This is a genomic window from Elusimicrobiota bacterium, from assembly GCA_041658405.1.
In the GTDB taxonomy this organism is placed as follows: domain Bacteria; phylum Elusimicrobiota; class UBA5214; order JBBAAG01; family JBBAAG01; genus JBBAAG01.
In genome coordinates this window covers 1-14,721 of record JBBAAG010000075.1, presented here as the reverse complement: position 1 = coordinate 14,721, position 14,721 = coordinate 1, and the positions used below count along the sequence as shown (strand labels likewise).

At 41.8% G+C, this 14,721-nt stretch carries 12 protein-coding genes; 9 read left to right on the top strand and 3 right to left on the bottom strand.

From position 1 onward, the window contains the following. The 6 genes from WC955_11085 to WC955_11060 all read left to right on the top strand — a co-directional run. The coding region (locus WC955_11085) for a secretin N-terminal domain-containing protein (GenBank protein ID MFA5859592.1) at window positions 1-1,056 on the top strand (1,056 nt) is incomplete at its 5' end. A gap of 18 nt (window positions 1,057-1,074) precedes the next feature. After that, on the top strand, window positions 1,075-2,286 hold the full coding sequence (locus tag WC955_11080) for an efflux RND transporter periplasmic adaptor subunit (protein ID MFA5859591.1): 1,212 nt from the start codon (window positions 1,075-1,077) through the stop codon (window positions 2,284-2,286). 6 nt (window positions 2,287-2,292) lie between these two features. Then, on the top strand, window positions 2,293-3,552 hold the full coding sequence (locus tag WC955_11075) for an ABC transporter permease (GenBank protein ID MFA5859590.1): 1,260 nt from the start codon (window positions 2,293-2,295) through the stop codon (window positions 3,550-3,552). Window position 3,553: 1 nt separating this feature from the next. Further along, entirely contained in the window at window positions 3,554-4,228 is a 675-nt protein-coding gene (locus WC955_11070; protein MFA5859589.1) for an ABC transporter ATP-binding protein, read from the top strand. 14 nt (window positions 4,229-4,242) lie between these two features. Then, entirely contained in the window at window positions 4,243-5,427 is a 1,185-nt protein-coding gene (locus WC955_11065) for a DUF362 domain-containing protein (protein ID MFA5859588.1), read from the top strand. Between the two features lie 26 nt (window positions 5,428-5,453). Continuing rightward, entirely contained in the window at window positions 5,454-6,482 is a 1,029-nt protein-coding gene (locus WC955_11060; protein ID MFA5859587.1) for a hypothetical protein, read from the top strand. 7 nt (window positions 6,483-6,489) lie between these two features. Here WC955_11060 and WC955_11055 read toward each other — a convergent pair whose 3' ends face one another. Continuing rightward, window positions 6,490-7,455 (bottom strand): uroporphyrinogen decarboxylase family protein, encoded by a 966-nt coding sequence (locus WC955_11055; GenBank protein MFA5859586.1) that lies wholly within the window; start codon window positions 7,453-7,455, stop codon window positions 6,490-6,492. 52 nt (window positions 7,456-7,507) lie between these two features. After that, complete coding sequence (locus tag WC955_11050) at window positions 7,508-8,773, bottom strand: FAD-dependent oxidoreductase (GenBank protein MFA5859585.1); 1,266 nt, start codon at window positions 8,771-8,773, stop codon at window positions 7,508-7,510. A 390-nt stretch (window positions 8,774-9,163) separates the two neighbouring features. Here WC955_11050 and WC955_11045 point away from each other — a divergent pair, with 390 nt between their 5' ends. Genes WC955_11045 through WC955_11035 form a run of 3 tightly spaced genes read left to right on the top strand, consistent with a single transcriptional unit; the run spans window position 9,164 to window position 13,765 of the window. After that, the gene (locus tag WC955_11045) at window positions 9,164-10,570 is read left to right on the top strand and encodes an adenylate/guanylate cyclase domain-containing protein (GenBank protein MFA5859584.1); all 1,407 of its coding nucleotides are present in this window, start codon (window positions 9,164-9,166) and stop codon (window positions 10,568-10,570) included. Window positions 10,571-10,591: 21 nt separating this feature from the next. Beyond that, window positions 10,592-10,978 (top strand): response regulator, encoded by a 387-nt coding sequence (locus tag WC955_11040; protein ID MFA5859583.1) that lies wholly within the window; start codon window positions 10,592-10,594, stop codon window positions 10,976-10,978. Window positions 10,979-10,987: 9 nt separating this feature from the next. Then, window positions 10,988-13,765: a cache domain-containing protein gene (locus WC955_11035; GenBank protein ID MFA5859582.1), complete on the top strand. Its 2,778-nt coding sequence runs from the start codon at window positions 10,988-10,990 to the stop codon at window positions 13,763-13,765. Window positions 13,766-14,005: 240 nt separating this feature from the next. On the opposite strand, the gene WC955_11030 is transcribed toward WC955_11035, so the two are convergent. Next, window positions 14,006-14,587, bottom strand: coding sequence for a hypothetical protein (locus tag WC955_11030; protein ID MFA5859581.1), 582 nt, complete (start codon window positions 14,585-14,587; stop codon window positions 14,006-14,008). Between the last annotated feature and the right edge of the window lie 134 nt (window positions 14,588-14,721).

The following is a 14,721-nucleotide window of genomic DNA, read 5'->3' as shown; positions in this document are numbered from 1 at the left end:
CACGGTACGCAAGGTGATAGTAATTATTCATTACCCCGTAACAGTACCGGCACTGCGCAAGGCGGTGAGCAGCGTGATCGTGGTGCGCGTATGCGCGAGATGCGCCAGATGGTAGAATCCGCAGCAAAGACCGACCTTACAGGCAGTTTAGCGGTAAATAATGACGCTAAAAGTAAAACTATACTCCATCTTAATTACGTTAAAGCAAAAGATATGGCGGTAATGCTGCAAATAATGATCCCTGATATCACAGTCTATGCGCATGAAGAATTGAATGCGTTAGAAATTTATGATAATCAGCAAAATATAAGTGAAGCAAAAAAACTTGTTGAGATCAGCGACCTACCCAAACGCCAAGTAGTTATTGAACTGCAAATCCTGGAGATCAGCCGTACAAGGTCATTGGATATCGGTGTGGAAATAACCAACTGGTCGATAAACCTCCAGTCAATACTTCCCCCAAACACTGTTAATTCCAACAGTATAGGGAACATCCTTTTTGGCAACATCACAGCCAAAGGGTTGAAGACGGATATCAAAATTTTGGCAACACCAAAAATTATGATCAGCAACCGCCAACTTGCGCAGATTCACATCGGTGATCGTATACCTTACGAAGTCGCCAGTGGCGGTACCGGCGGATCTATACTATATACCGTTCAGTTTGTGGATGTCGGTATAAAACTTACTGTAACACCGACGATATACGTCAATGACGAGGTAGACCTTGATATCAACGCGGAAGTAAGTACTGTAGGTAAACTCACTCAACGCGGCTATCCCGAGATAGGAACGAGAAAAGCTGTAACTAATATCCATCTTAAAGATAAATATACCGCCGTCCTTGGCGGGTTGATGAAAGAAGAACTGCGTAAAACATTGGTAGGTATACCGTTACTCATAGATATCCCGTGGTTTGGTCATTTATTCGGGAGAACACAGTATGAGAAAGTTATAACTGAAGTACGTATTCTTCTAACCCCGAAAATTGTTACTGAAGAGAACGCAACCGTTGAATTTCCTCCGTCAAAACTTGAACCCTATAAATTGAAGTAGGAAAATATAAGAAGTACTATGAAAAAACGTTACTGGCTGATACTTGCGATACTGATACTCGCCATATTCGGCGGTATATTTTATGGAAACAAAAAAAAGATATTTAACTCAAAACCTAAAGAATCAAACATCACACTCGCTGAAGCGCAACGCGGCAACATCACTATTAAATTGCAAGTAAAAGGTATAGTCAAACCTTTAAAATCAATCCCAATATACCCCCCCAACCGCGGCGGTAAAATTACATTTCTTATCACAGAAGGCGCATATGTCAAAAATGACGACCTCATTGCGCAGTTTGATAAAGTTGATCTTGAGACCAGGTTAAGTGACGATAATTACCGACTGGAACAGGAATTTATTAATGAAGATAAACGTTTAAAAGATGCTGATAAACAAGTAACACAATCCTACCTGAAATTACAGGAAGCACGGGAAAAACTTCGCGCAGTAATCCCGGAAGTAATGAATGGCAATAAATCCTCAGCCGACCTAAAATGGGCAAAACAATCTGTAAAAGAAGCAACCATTGATTACGACCTTGCAAAACGGTACTATACGCAATACAAAACTACCGGCAGCCCGCAAATGCGTGACGCTAAACGCAATAATGAACAATTAAAGAAAGACCTCACACAGACTGATGTATACGCCCCGGCGGAAGGGTTGGTTGTATACGAAGAAGTACGTGTTTCCGGTACACGAACAGAAAAAGTCAAACCCGGCGATACGGTATGGCGCGGGCAGGCTATAATGTCAATCCCTGATTTATCCAAGATGTCGGTTATTGCGGAAGTAAACGAAGTTGACCTCTCAAAAATACAAATTAACGATGACTGTGTTATCCGTATTGACGCTTATCCTGACCAGCGTTTTTACGGGAAAGTAACCAGATGCGAGAACCTTGTCAAAGACAGTGTGTTCACTACGGGCACAAAAATTGTTGAAGTACAGATAATTATTGACGGGACAAATACTATCCTAAAACCCGGGATGACCGCAGGGATTGATATCATTACGAACCGTTTATCCCAGGTTGTATACGTCCCTATAAATGCCGTGTTTGAAGACGAATCAGGGCAGTATTACTGCCAGGTATCTTCCGGTACACAGTTCATCAAACGTACCGTAGTCACCGGTGATAGTAACAACGACAATATAGTCATTCTTGACGGTATAAAAGAAGGCGAGAAAGTTGCGTTATCCAACCCCGCCACAACAGAAAATTAACGTTGTATGAACCTGTTTGAAATAATAAAGCTCAGCCTCCGGCAGTTGAAAGTACAAAAACTGCGCTCTATCCTAACTTTACTCGGCATAATTTTTGGTATCTCCGCGGTTATCTCAATGATGTCAATTAGTGAAGGCGCAAAACGCGAAGTCATGCAGAGAATACAACTTCTTGGCTTAAACAACATCAATATACGTTCACTTAAAACTGTTAATATTGATGAAGAACAAACACAGATTACTTACTCCCTTGGTTTAAGCACAATTGATAAGTCTGTACTCAAACAAAACTGTCCGAACATAAAATACATTTCTTCTGTCAAGGAAGTTAAGTCCAATATCACGTTTCCCAAAAAAAAACTTGGTACGCGGGTACTCGGTGTAGAACCCGAATACTTTCCCGTAATGAACCTTACACTTAAGCAAGGACGGAATTTTAGTAATATTGACCTCGAGAATTATAATCAGGTATGCATCCTTGGTGCAAAGTTGAAGGCCGAACTTTTTGGGTTAAAACCTTGTTTAGGGGAAAAGGTAAACTTTGCGAACCGTTCTTTTGAAGTCATCGGCGTACTTGACAACAGGGAAACTGCGGATACCGGCAGCGGTAAGACCGATAAAACCAAACTTTCAACTATCCAGGTACGTGATATAAGTAAAGACCTTTATGTCCCGCTGACAACGTTAATGAAAAAAGTTGTTAAACTCTCCGACACTGACCGTATAACAGAAATCACGGTACAGGTTAATGACGATAAACATGTCCTCTCAGAAGTCGCGGTTATCAAAACCATCCTCGATAAACTTCATCATAATGTTGAGGACTACGAAATTATTGTCCCAAGGGAACTGTTACGCCAAAGCCAGGAGACACAAGCAATATTTAATATTGTCCTCGGCTGTATTGCCGGGATATCGTTACTGGTCGGCGGTATTGGCGTGATGAACATCATGCTTGCAACAGTTACGGAACGCACACGCGAAATTGGCATCCGGCGCGCTATGGGCGCAACAAAGACGGATATTATCCAACAATTTTTGGTTGAAACCTCAGTCCTCAGCGGGTTAGGAGGTGTCATAGGCATACTTCTGGGCTTGATTGCTGTGCAAATAATATCTTTATACTCCGGCTGGGCAACTGCAGTGTCTATAAACATCATCATAATTTCATTTGTTGTTTCTGTTACGATAGGAATAGTTTTTGGTTTATACCCCGCGGATAAAGCAGCTAATCTTGACCCTGTGGAAGCGTTAAGATATGAATAACATGATAGAATTCCGCAATGTTTCACGTACGTACCGGTTATCAAAAATTGAAATTGTTGCATTAAACAACGTATCGTTTGTCATAAATGCAGGTGAGTATGTTGCGTTAACCGGCCCATCAGGTTCCGGGAAGTCTACCTGCCTGCATATCCTGGGATGTTTGGATAAACCGTCAAAAGGATCATACTTATTTGAGAACACGCCGGTTGATAAGTATGACGACACCGAGCTTTCACGGATGAGAAATAAAAAAATAGGTTTTGTATTCCAGTCTTTTCAGTTACTCCCCCGCGCAAGCGCGCTTGAGAATGTTGAACTCCCTCTTCTCTACGGCAGAATTAAGGATAGGAAAGAGAGAGCACGTTCTGCGTTGGAACTCGTGGGGTTAGGTGAACGTATTCACCATAAACCTACCGAGCTTTCAGGGGGACAGCAGCAACGGGTAGCAATCGCACGCGCTATGGTTAATGAACCCAAGATCATTCTTGCGGATGAACCTACAGGCAACCTAGACTCGCGGTCAGGGAAGGATATTATGTCAATCTTCGGACAACTTAACTCTCAGGGAATTACTGTCATACTGGTAACACATGATATGACAGTTGCAGAACACGCAAAACGCGTTCTTAAGTTCAAAGACGGGCAGATTGAAAGTATTACACCCCAAATTATTTGATAAAATACTATTTTATGAGCATAAACAAAGTCGTTGTACGTAAAGGGACAGACGGATACGCAGTCACCCGTGAGGTTATGTCAAATCTCGGGTATGACTTCACGGCATTACGCGGAAAGAAAGTTTTGGTAAAACCAAACGCCGGCCGTATCGCAGAAGCTGGGAAAGGTGTTACCACTCACCCAATTGTTATTGCCGCAATAATTGACCACCTTCTTGAAAACGGGGTTACCAGCATCACTGTTGGGGAAAGTTCTATCGTAGGGGTTAAACCTCTGGACGCTATGGAATCCTGCGGTATTGCAGCAGTTGCACGTGAACGCAGTGTTATGCTTGCCGACCTTGATGCGCATAAGTGGGTAGAAAAAAGTATTCCTAACGGTAAAGTTATAAATAAACTCCGTATCTGCTCAGATGTTTTGGATTTTGACTTTATAATCTCTGTACCTGTCATGAAAACTCATATGCATACACAGGTATCGCTTGGGCTAAAGAATATGAAGGGGTGTTTGTATGGCAAAGAAAAGGTTAAGTTACATCAATTACCTCCAAATGACATCATCGTCCCCCCCGCAAAACCGTTGGACTATGCGATTGTGGATATATCAAAAATACTGTTGCCCAATCTCACAGTTATTGACGGTACCTACGGACAGGAAGGGTTAGGCCCCAGTGCGGGTGAACCTATAAACTCCGGGCTCGTGATTGCGTCATTAAACTGCCTCGCAGCAGACTGGGTGGCAGTACAGTTGATGGGTATAAACCCTGCGGAAGTACATCACCTCAGGATATCTATTAATTCTTCAGAAGGGTTTGACCTTGACGGCAGCGGAGTAACTGTAGATCCGGATAATTATCTTAACTGGGTAACACCATATAAACGCCCGCCATCAAAAATCTCAGTTGAATACCTCAACGTAAAAGTTGATGACCGCGATTCCTGCAGTGCGTGTTTATCTACGGTACTTATGTTTTTGAAACGGTATTATTCCGAATTTGCGGACTACTACACCGCGGAGAAGCCCTTACGCCTGGCAATCGGAAAAAATATTGGCAACTTGCCAAAGGATACCATCCTTATCGGTAACTGCACAATGAAATTCCGGGATGGCCACGTTTTTGTTAAAGGCTGCCCGCCGGTAGCGTCTGAAATACGTACAAGCGTATTAAAATGTATGCGTAACAAGATTAAAGGTTGAATATATTTTATGGAGGATAATGTTATATGCTGAAACGCTACACTTTTTTTCAAGTCCTTACTTCTCTCATATTTTCTGTATCACTATGCCATAGCGTACCCGGGCAAGTAAATTTTCAAGGACGGCTTTTGGATACCGCTGCGCAGCCGCTCACAGGTACGTTTGACATGATTTTCACGATTTATGACGCGAAAACCGGCGGGAGTATGGTATGGACTGAAACTCATAGTAATACACCTATTGTAAATGGTATGTTCAACGTTGTACTGGGAAGTTATACTGCACTAAACCCCAATCTTTTTGTTAATGACAACCTGTTTCTTGAGATACAAACTGGAACCGATGTCCTTAGCCCGCGGCAACGGTTTAACACTGTTCCATACTCTTTCTCAGCGGGAAACAGCGAGAAACTCGGCGGGTATACGTACACCGACCTCTTGCAAGCCACAACATTCAGCGGAGCGGTTAATGGAACGTACGACGCTACTACCGTCAATAATGACAGCCATAACCATACTGACACAACAATCGACGATAATATATCAATAGACAACGGAACTATTTACGCGCTTGCAGGCAGCGGGAATGTGGGTATCGGAATTTCAACCCCAACCGCCAAACTTGACGTAGCCGGCGCAATTGCCGGGTTTGGAATTGTCCCGATTGGCTCTATAACAGCGTGGCACAAATCCAAGACCGGTACCCCGGCACTTCCTGCCGGATGGGCGGAATGTAATGGCCAAGTTATATCTGACCCGGAATCGCCTTATGACGGTACAACAGTCCCAAATTTAAATACACAGGTGTATTCCGGAGGAAGGGGTATGTATCTTCGTGGGGGATTGACTTCGGGTACAACAAACAGTTCAACGTCAATAGGAGATAACGGAACGAAATACCATTTTGCCCTTGATGCTTCAACCTATTATGGCTGCGCATATTTATCTGCTACGGATGCAGAGACCGGCTCCGGTCCTTTATATGGAACTTCACGTGTATCAAGGAATGTCCAGGTAACAGCAATGACAGTTGTTTGGATAATACGAATTAAGTAAGTTTTCTTCAATATTGACAGTTTTTTTGGTAATAATCTAACATAAGGTCATAACTGCGTTTTGGCATTCCTTTAAACACAACGTTACTCGTAGAATAAATGTATCCCCCTCCTGGCTTACCGTTTTCCATCGCGTATTTGCATGAAGAAAGAATTTCGTCTTCTGTCCCGGTCTGCATCAACGCACAGTTGACATTACCCACAAGACACACCTGTTTTCCGTACAGTGACTTAACTTTTTGTATATCCACCCCGGCCATCGGGTCAAGTGAATGCAGGCCATGCGGTTTTGCGCTAAGAATTTGGTCAATCACCGGCATAATATTCCCGTCGGTATGTTTAATAACATACGCACCCATCTGGCGGTAGCCCATGACAACCTTTGTGAGAAACGGTGTGATGTACTCCCCGAACATTGATGGTGACAAAAACGGGCCGGTATTCAAACAATAATCCGCACACAGGATAAACCCGTCAAGCCCGGCATCCATCAACCGTTTCCCGCGTATCAATGCAGTATCAACTTTCCTGGAATAGTCATCCAGAATTTTATCTTTCTCTTCAAATAACCGTACCGCATAATCTTCAATATCTTTACCCCCCGGGATACCCATCGTAGGGTCGCCATGCGCCATTATTAGACGCTGGTTGTTATCGAGTTCTTTAAGTATCTTCACCCCTTCGATATAGTCCTCTGCTGTAGGTCGGTAGATTCCGGAATAAAATATTATGCAGTAATCAAACCGGTCAGCGGTTTCTATCAGTAACTCAGCATCATGTTTGAGGTACTCCTTTTTGTTCTCCGGATGAGTAACCCATTCCTGCTTTGTAGAAAACTGTTTCCCGAAATACTCGGTAGTAAGCTGCATTTCAAGTTCAAAATGCGGTACTTTATCCGGTTGGCGAAGTTCAAGTGCTGCTATTGCGCGTTCCCGCGGAAACATTCGAGCTTTACTATTTTCTGAATTTTTCATAAAGATATTTTACCTTTTTAAATCAATATATCACTTTTGTACAAAATTCCCTTTAGTCTTTAGAACCCGGAACGATTGCGCCATACAGCTGTAATAACGCATGGATATCCTTCATTGGAATGGATGTAATACTCTTATTTTGTTTAACCGCTAACGCAGCGACTGCACCCGCAGCCTGGCCCATTGCCATACAGGACGATTCAACACGGAAAGCGGAATTTGCGCGTTGGTCACCGGAAACACATCTACCGGCAACAATGATACCCTCACTTCCTGTAGGTAGCATAGCTCCTAATGGTATTGTAGGATAAATCCCCTCGCCTATCATCTGATACTCAAGCGAGTGGTCATTGTGCAGGTCTATTGGATAAAATGAATAGCATACCGCATCGTCAAATAACCGCCCGGTTAAGTAATCATGAACTGTTATATATTTTTTAGCTTTTATTGTAACAGTTTCACGGATACCGCATTCTGTAGCACAGTAACTGATATTAAAGTTTTCCAAGCCAGGCTGTTTACGGCAGAACCGGTATAACCGCATCATTACGCGCCGTCCTTCAAGCTCAGCAACGGTTTTACCTTCACTGGTAGCAGCGTCAATATTGGTTACATGTATACGATTACCACCATAGGAATTCAGGAAATATTTTATACTGCCATTAAGCCAGCCAGGGTCGCTAAGCTTCATTGTCCCGGCAGCAACTTCTGAATCAAACGCAGCTTGTAACGCAGTATAGTCCAACGTTTTTGCGTCATACCCACAGGTTTTTACCACTAAAGTACCCGCCATCAATTCCTTATTCCGTATAACTTCATATCCCGCTAACTGCACTACATTAGCGTCGCCGGTACAGTCTATTAACACCTTGGTGTTAACTTCCTGAAGCCCGTTTTTTGTGCAGATTGTCAGGTTCCAGTTATCACCGTTTTTCTTCACAATTGCCGGCATCGCATGAAAAAGAATATCAACCCCTGCGTTGACTACCATCTCATCCGCTATCGCAGCGTACAACGCTGGGTTAACAGCATATGCGCTGATACTTTTATGTAAGTGTTTATTACGGTTATCATCAATTTCTTTGCCTTCAACCTTCATCGCAGCTGCGCATAATTCCCAGCCGATACCTGCGATAACCTTTTTCTGATAGGCATGGAAGCTGGATACCAAATTTATACTGCCCACAACTATTGTACCGCCGAGGATACCATTTTTTTCAATTAGTAAGGTTGAAACCCCAGCGCGGCCTGCTTGTATTGCAGCAATTACTCCTGCGGTCCCGCCGCCTATCACTATTACATCATAATTTTTTTTCATAACAATATCTTTCAATTACTATTAAATACTTATATATTTTACTATTTTATTCTAAGTTATACGATATGCATAAAATGAAGCTTTATGACCGTATATCTGATAAAAAACTGTACCAACAGGTAGGGCAGCTGCAGGTCGAAAACGGCTGGCGATCCCGCGGTCATCCCTGTATTACACTGCCCGTCCAGAAACTGCATATAATTTAGAGTTAATGAGCCTCATAGATGAAGAATATGTGTTTAATGGCGGTATATCCCAAACGGCACATGATTTATCTCTACATGTTAATGGATTTTGCTATCTCTCAGAATTTACATCTGCCTAACAATTTTATATTATTAATGTTGTTAATATAGAAAATGTTGTGGTGTTTTATAGGATTAAACATTTATGCCTGATATTCAGTTAAAAAAGCTTGTGCGTAGTAAAGAAATAACTGCGTTAATAACAAACTATGCCAACCTGGGCAAAACAGTAACAATATACGATAAAAACAATATGTTATTGGCTGGTACGCAAGATGCCGGGTACAACACAACCTGCGAGTTAAAACATAACAATACAATAATCGGTTTCTTAAAAGGCGATGAAACGGTCGCTACGTTTGCGCCGTTGATGCAGTCTATTTTGATAAAAGAAGCGGAAAAACGGTTGATCGTCCAGGAAACGCTGGAGCGGTACAAAGAAATTAACCTGTTATACACATTTTCGGAAAAAGCCACTGAGTGCCTTGATATACTCCAAATCTCGAAACTTGTAATTGAAGAAGCGTTGAAAATTATTAACGCCACCAGCGCGTCGGTAATGCTGTTCAACAAAGAGTCGGGCAACCTCGAAGTAATAGCCGCGACGGGGTTTGAGTTCAACAAAAAATTTATTTTTAAACCCGGGGACGGGATTGCCGGGCAGGTGTTTCAAACAAAAAAAGCGGAGATTATAAATAACGTGTCGATAGACCCCAGGTTTGTTAAAGGCCGGGAAATACAGGCACTTATTTGCGCGCCGCTAAAAAATAAAGACAAAGTGCTTGGCGTTATTAATGTCAGCAACAAAAACCCGGGGCAATACACCTCCGGCGACCTCAAACTGTTAACCACGCTTGCACTGCAAGCCGCAGCGTTTATTGAAAACGCGATGTTGTACGAAAACAAGATAAAACAGGAAAAAGAACGGTTACATCTGGAACGTTATGTAGCGCCTCAGGTGGTAGAAGCAATAATGCGGGATACCGATAATATTGGCCTTGCTCCGGGGAAAAAAAGGATCACGGTCATGTTTTCTGATATCCGTAACTTTACCGGCGCGTGTGAAATGCTTGAACCAGAACAAATCGTGAAGTATTTAAACGAATACTTTTCTTCGCTGGTAGAAATAATATTTAAAAATAACGGTACGTTAAACAAGTTTGTCGGCGACATGATAGTAGCGCTGTTCGGCGCGCCAGCGGAGGTTGAGAACCATGAGATTGTTGCGATTGAATCCGCAATTCAGATGCAGCAGTGTATAAAAACAATGAAAACCCTTTGGATAAAAGACAATTTTCATACCGGGATCGGTATTAATTCCGGACACATGGTGGTGGGCAATATCGGGTCTACCCATCATACTGATTACACAGCGATAGGCGACGAGGTTAACATCGCGTCACGGCTGCAGACGCTTGCAAAAGGCAGCCAGATTCTTGTCAGCCGGAATACGTATGACGCGGCAAAAAACGTGTTTGAGTTTAAAGAACTCGGCGGAACCAGTGTTAAAGGGAAAAACAAACCCGTGGAAGTGTTTGAAGTAATATACTAAAAGAAAAGAGGTATTTACTGAGTGGGAAAAAAGATTCTTATCGTAGACGATGAAGCGCATATACGTATATTGTTAGAACAAACGCTTGAGGATTTGGAGGCTTACGTCGAAGGGTTGGTTGTACTACAAGCGGATAACGGGCGTGAAGCGCTTGAAATCATACAAAAAGAACTGCCGGACATGGTTATCCTCGACGTTATGATGCCCGAGATGAACGGGTTCGAAGTCTGTGACATAGTTAAGAATAAACTTAAGCTTGCCGGGGTGTATATAGTGATGTTAACCGCAAAAGGGCAGGAGTTTGATAGAATAAAAGGCATTGAATCCGGTGCAGATGTTTATATGACCAAACCGTTTGACCCGGATGCTATGGTTCACGAAGCGAAAAAAGTGTTTGGGATCAAGTAGGGAAACCAAATGTTTAAATCAAAACTGTTTTTAAAAGCGTTTTCCATAATATTACTGCTGGTATCTATCTTCGCATACTCAATGTACGTGATTTCGTTGCCGTTGATAAACAGAAAAGTCGGTGAGATCGAAGAAAACTCGGCAAAAACCATACTTGAAAACGTTTACAATCTGGTTGAAAAAGTGTCGTTAGATCTTGAATCCGAAGAAAAAGCATTGATGGAAAGCAGGAAACGCGAGCTAAGAAACATTGTGGAGCTCGGTATATCATATATTGGCAATATTGAAAACCAGGTGAAAACTGGAAAGCTGAGCCGGGACGATGCGCGCAAGAATATTCTTGAAAACATGCGGTGGTTCAAGTACGGGAACAACGATTACCTGTGGATATCCGACTACAATTCCGTATTAATCTCGCACCCCGACCCGAAACTGCATAATACAGATTTTTCTAAGATAAAAGATATTTATGGCATATTCATTGTTCCCCCAATGGTAGAAGGTGCGCGAAAACATGGCGAGGTTTATCATTACTACTACTGGCGCCGGCTTGGGGAAAGTAAGCCTGTAAAAAAAATGTCGTATGCGACACATCTGAAGGACTGGAACTGGGTTATTGGCACCGGGGTTTATATTGACGATATCGAAAACGATTTGCAGAAAAAGAAAACCAATGAAGTTGACAACCTCAGGAAACAACTGGCAAAAATAAGGATTGCGAAGACCGGGTATATATACATTTTTACCAGCGACAAGTTTCTCGTGAGCCATCCCAACAAAAATATTGACGGTACAAATGTTAGCTACCTCCAGAACCCTGATACTAAACGCCCGATACTTGATGAGTTGAAAGAAATTGCGGATAAAACAGACAGTTATTTGTATTACCGCTGGGACAAGCCTGAACATCCGAGCGAATATAAGTACTACAAAAAGTCGTGGGTGAGATATTTCAAGAAGTTTGACTGGTACATCGCGTCGTCGGTATATGAAGACGAGTTAAAACAGGGTTCTGTAAATCTTATAAACAGCATAGGCGTAATATTTATTGTGTTCATCGCGTTATCGTTGATACTGGGACTGATTTTTGTTAACAACCTTATCAAACCCATACGCGAGTTGTCGGATACTGCGGAGAAAGTTAAGTACGGCGATTTAACTGTCAGAAGCAGCGTTAAAGGTAATGACGAGCTTGGCATGCTTGCGAGGTCGTTTAACGGCATGGTTGATAACCTGCAGAAAAACATTGTTAACCTCGATATTATGGTAACTGAACGGACCAAAGAGCTGGAAACTGCGTACAACGAACTAAAACAGCTGGACGCCATGAAATCCTCGTTTCTTTCAACGGTATCGCATGAACTTCGCACGCCGTTAACGTCCGTGATGGGTTTTGCAAAAATTATTAAAAAACGGTTAAACGACATTGTATTCCCGGCGATAACCCAGAAAACCGAGAAAATAGAAAAGACCGTACGGCAGATAGGCGAAAACGTGGATATCATCGTGTTTGAAAGCGAACGGCTGACCGTGTTGATCAACGACATCCTGGACCTTGCGAAAATGGAATCGGGCAAAATGGAATGGAAAATGGAAAAGCTGGAGATAAACCCTATAATTGACCATGCAGTTGCGGCGACGATGTCGTTGTTTGAAAACCGGAATGTCAAGCTAGTGAAAGTACTGGCGGACGATCTTCCAACCGTTACTGCGGACCGGGACAGGTTAATTCAAGTAGTGATAAACCTGATTTCCAACGCGGTAAAATTTACCGAGGCCGGGGATGTAACTGTTAAATCGCAAATCACTGATGACAGAAGGTTTGTTAAGGTAAGCGTTAACGACACAGGGATTGGTATTGCCAAAACAGACCAGGAAGTTGTGTTCGATAAGTTTAAACAAATAAGCAGCGATACTTTAGTGAAAAAACCGAAAGGTACCGGGTTGGGGTTGTCGATATGCAAACAAATTGTTACGCATCACAAAGGCGATATCTGGGTGGAAAGCGTGCCGGGAAAAGGAAGTTCGTTTATTTTTACGCTGCCTATAGCGTTCCAGCCTGATAATATTGCGGGTTTATCAGAAAATAGTGATGTAGCTATGAAAAAGGAACTAAACATAAAGTTTGATGACCTGAAAACCAAAATGGCAACGGTGATGTCCTCGTTTGAAAACAGTAAACGCAACATCTTGGTTGTAGACGACGAGGCAGCGATGCGGAACCTCATACGTCAGATGCTCGAAGAAAAAGAGTATACCGTGTTTGAAGCCTCGAATGGGGAAGAAGCAATTGAACAAATTATGAAGTGCCGGCCCGGGCTTGTGATACTCGATATTAAAATGCCGGGAATCAACGGATTTGACGTTGCGGTAACGCTGAAAAAAGATCCGGAAACCATGGGGATACCGGTGATTATACTTTCGATTATTGAGGATAAAGAAAAAGGATACCGTATTGGCGTGGATAAATATCTTACTAAACCGTTGAACACGAACGACTTGATAAAAGAAGTTGAGCTTTTATTAACCCGCGGGGTCGCGGCGAAAAAAATTATGGTGGTAAGCGAAGATTCTGAGGTTACTGCGAATATAACAGATATTTTTGGGGCTCAGGGATATACCGTTTTGAGTTCTACCACTGTGGATGAGTGTTTGGATAAAACAAAAAAAGAAAAGCCCGGCATGATTATTATTGAATCAACATTTCCTAAACGCGAAAACCTTATACAAACCGTACGGTTTACCAAAGAGCTGGACAATACTTATTTTGTGATAATAACGAAGTAACCGGGGGCCCCGGGGGACGGGGTTGAGTTAGTTCACTTATCAATATACAATACAATCAATCTCGCTTCCAACTTTATCCCGCCAATAACAACAATTAGGTTCTAATCCGAGATTCAGCTTGTTTTTCATTATTTCTGAGATAACAGTGTATACTTCTTGTGAAAAGGATTGGATTCCATCAGAACCTGGTTTAGGGAGCGGAATTGGTATACTTTTTTTGGGGATAGATCATTCCCGTTATTATTCCAACTTATATAATTTGAAAAAATTATTTATAAACTTGTGATTTATTTTAAAATGGCTAATTTGGAGATAATGATAGTAATCTGTTATTAATCCATAGTATTTTGAGTATCTGTTTTCCTTGATAAAGTTTTCGTAACTTTGCCTGACTGTATCTTTTAGTACACCATCATTTATTTTGTTAGAATAATCAATGCTGAATGTCTCAGAATTATCTGAACCCCTTAAATAAACTGTAAAATATACTTTCATCAATTCTAAAACATGATCTTTGTATTCAGTATTGGGAAATGAATTAACATAATCTTCCCAAAAAATCAATCTTTTCCTTAAATTATCCCAAGGGATTATGACTCCTGCATCTTCCATAAATCCCTGTTGTATTTCCAATGCTCTTTGTTTAAGAAATACAGTTCTTCTTTCTGGCAAGTATTCGGCAAATTGTTTATACACAAAATCATAATCAATTTGTAGAAAAAATATCCCTTCTGAAATATCAATATTAATACCATTATCCTTTAAGTCACTAATTAACTTAACAGTATCTGTGCTAACTACGTTCTTAGCTCTCTTTTCCATATTCTTGCCCAATTTCTCAGCGATAGTGACCTCAAGTTAGGTACCTAATTAACTATTAAGGAACTAGTACCATCACAGGGGGTACCCCCTGTGGCGCGAAAAACAAAAACCGGGTATAATAAATACCCTAAGGA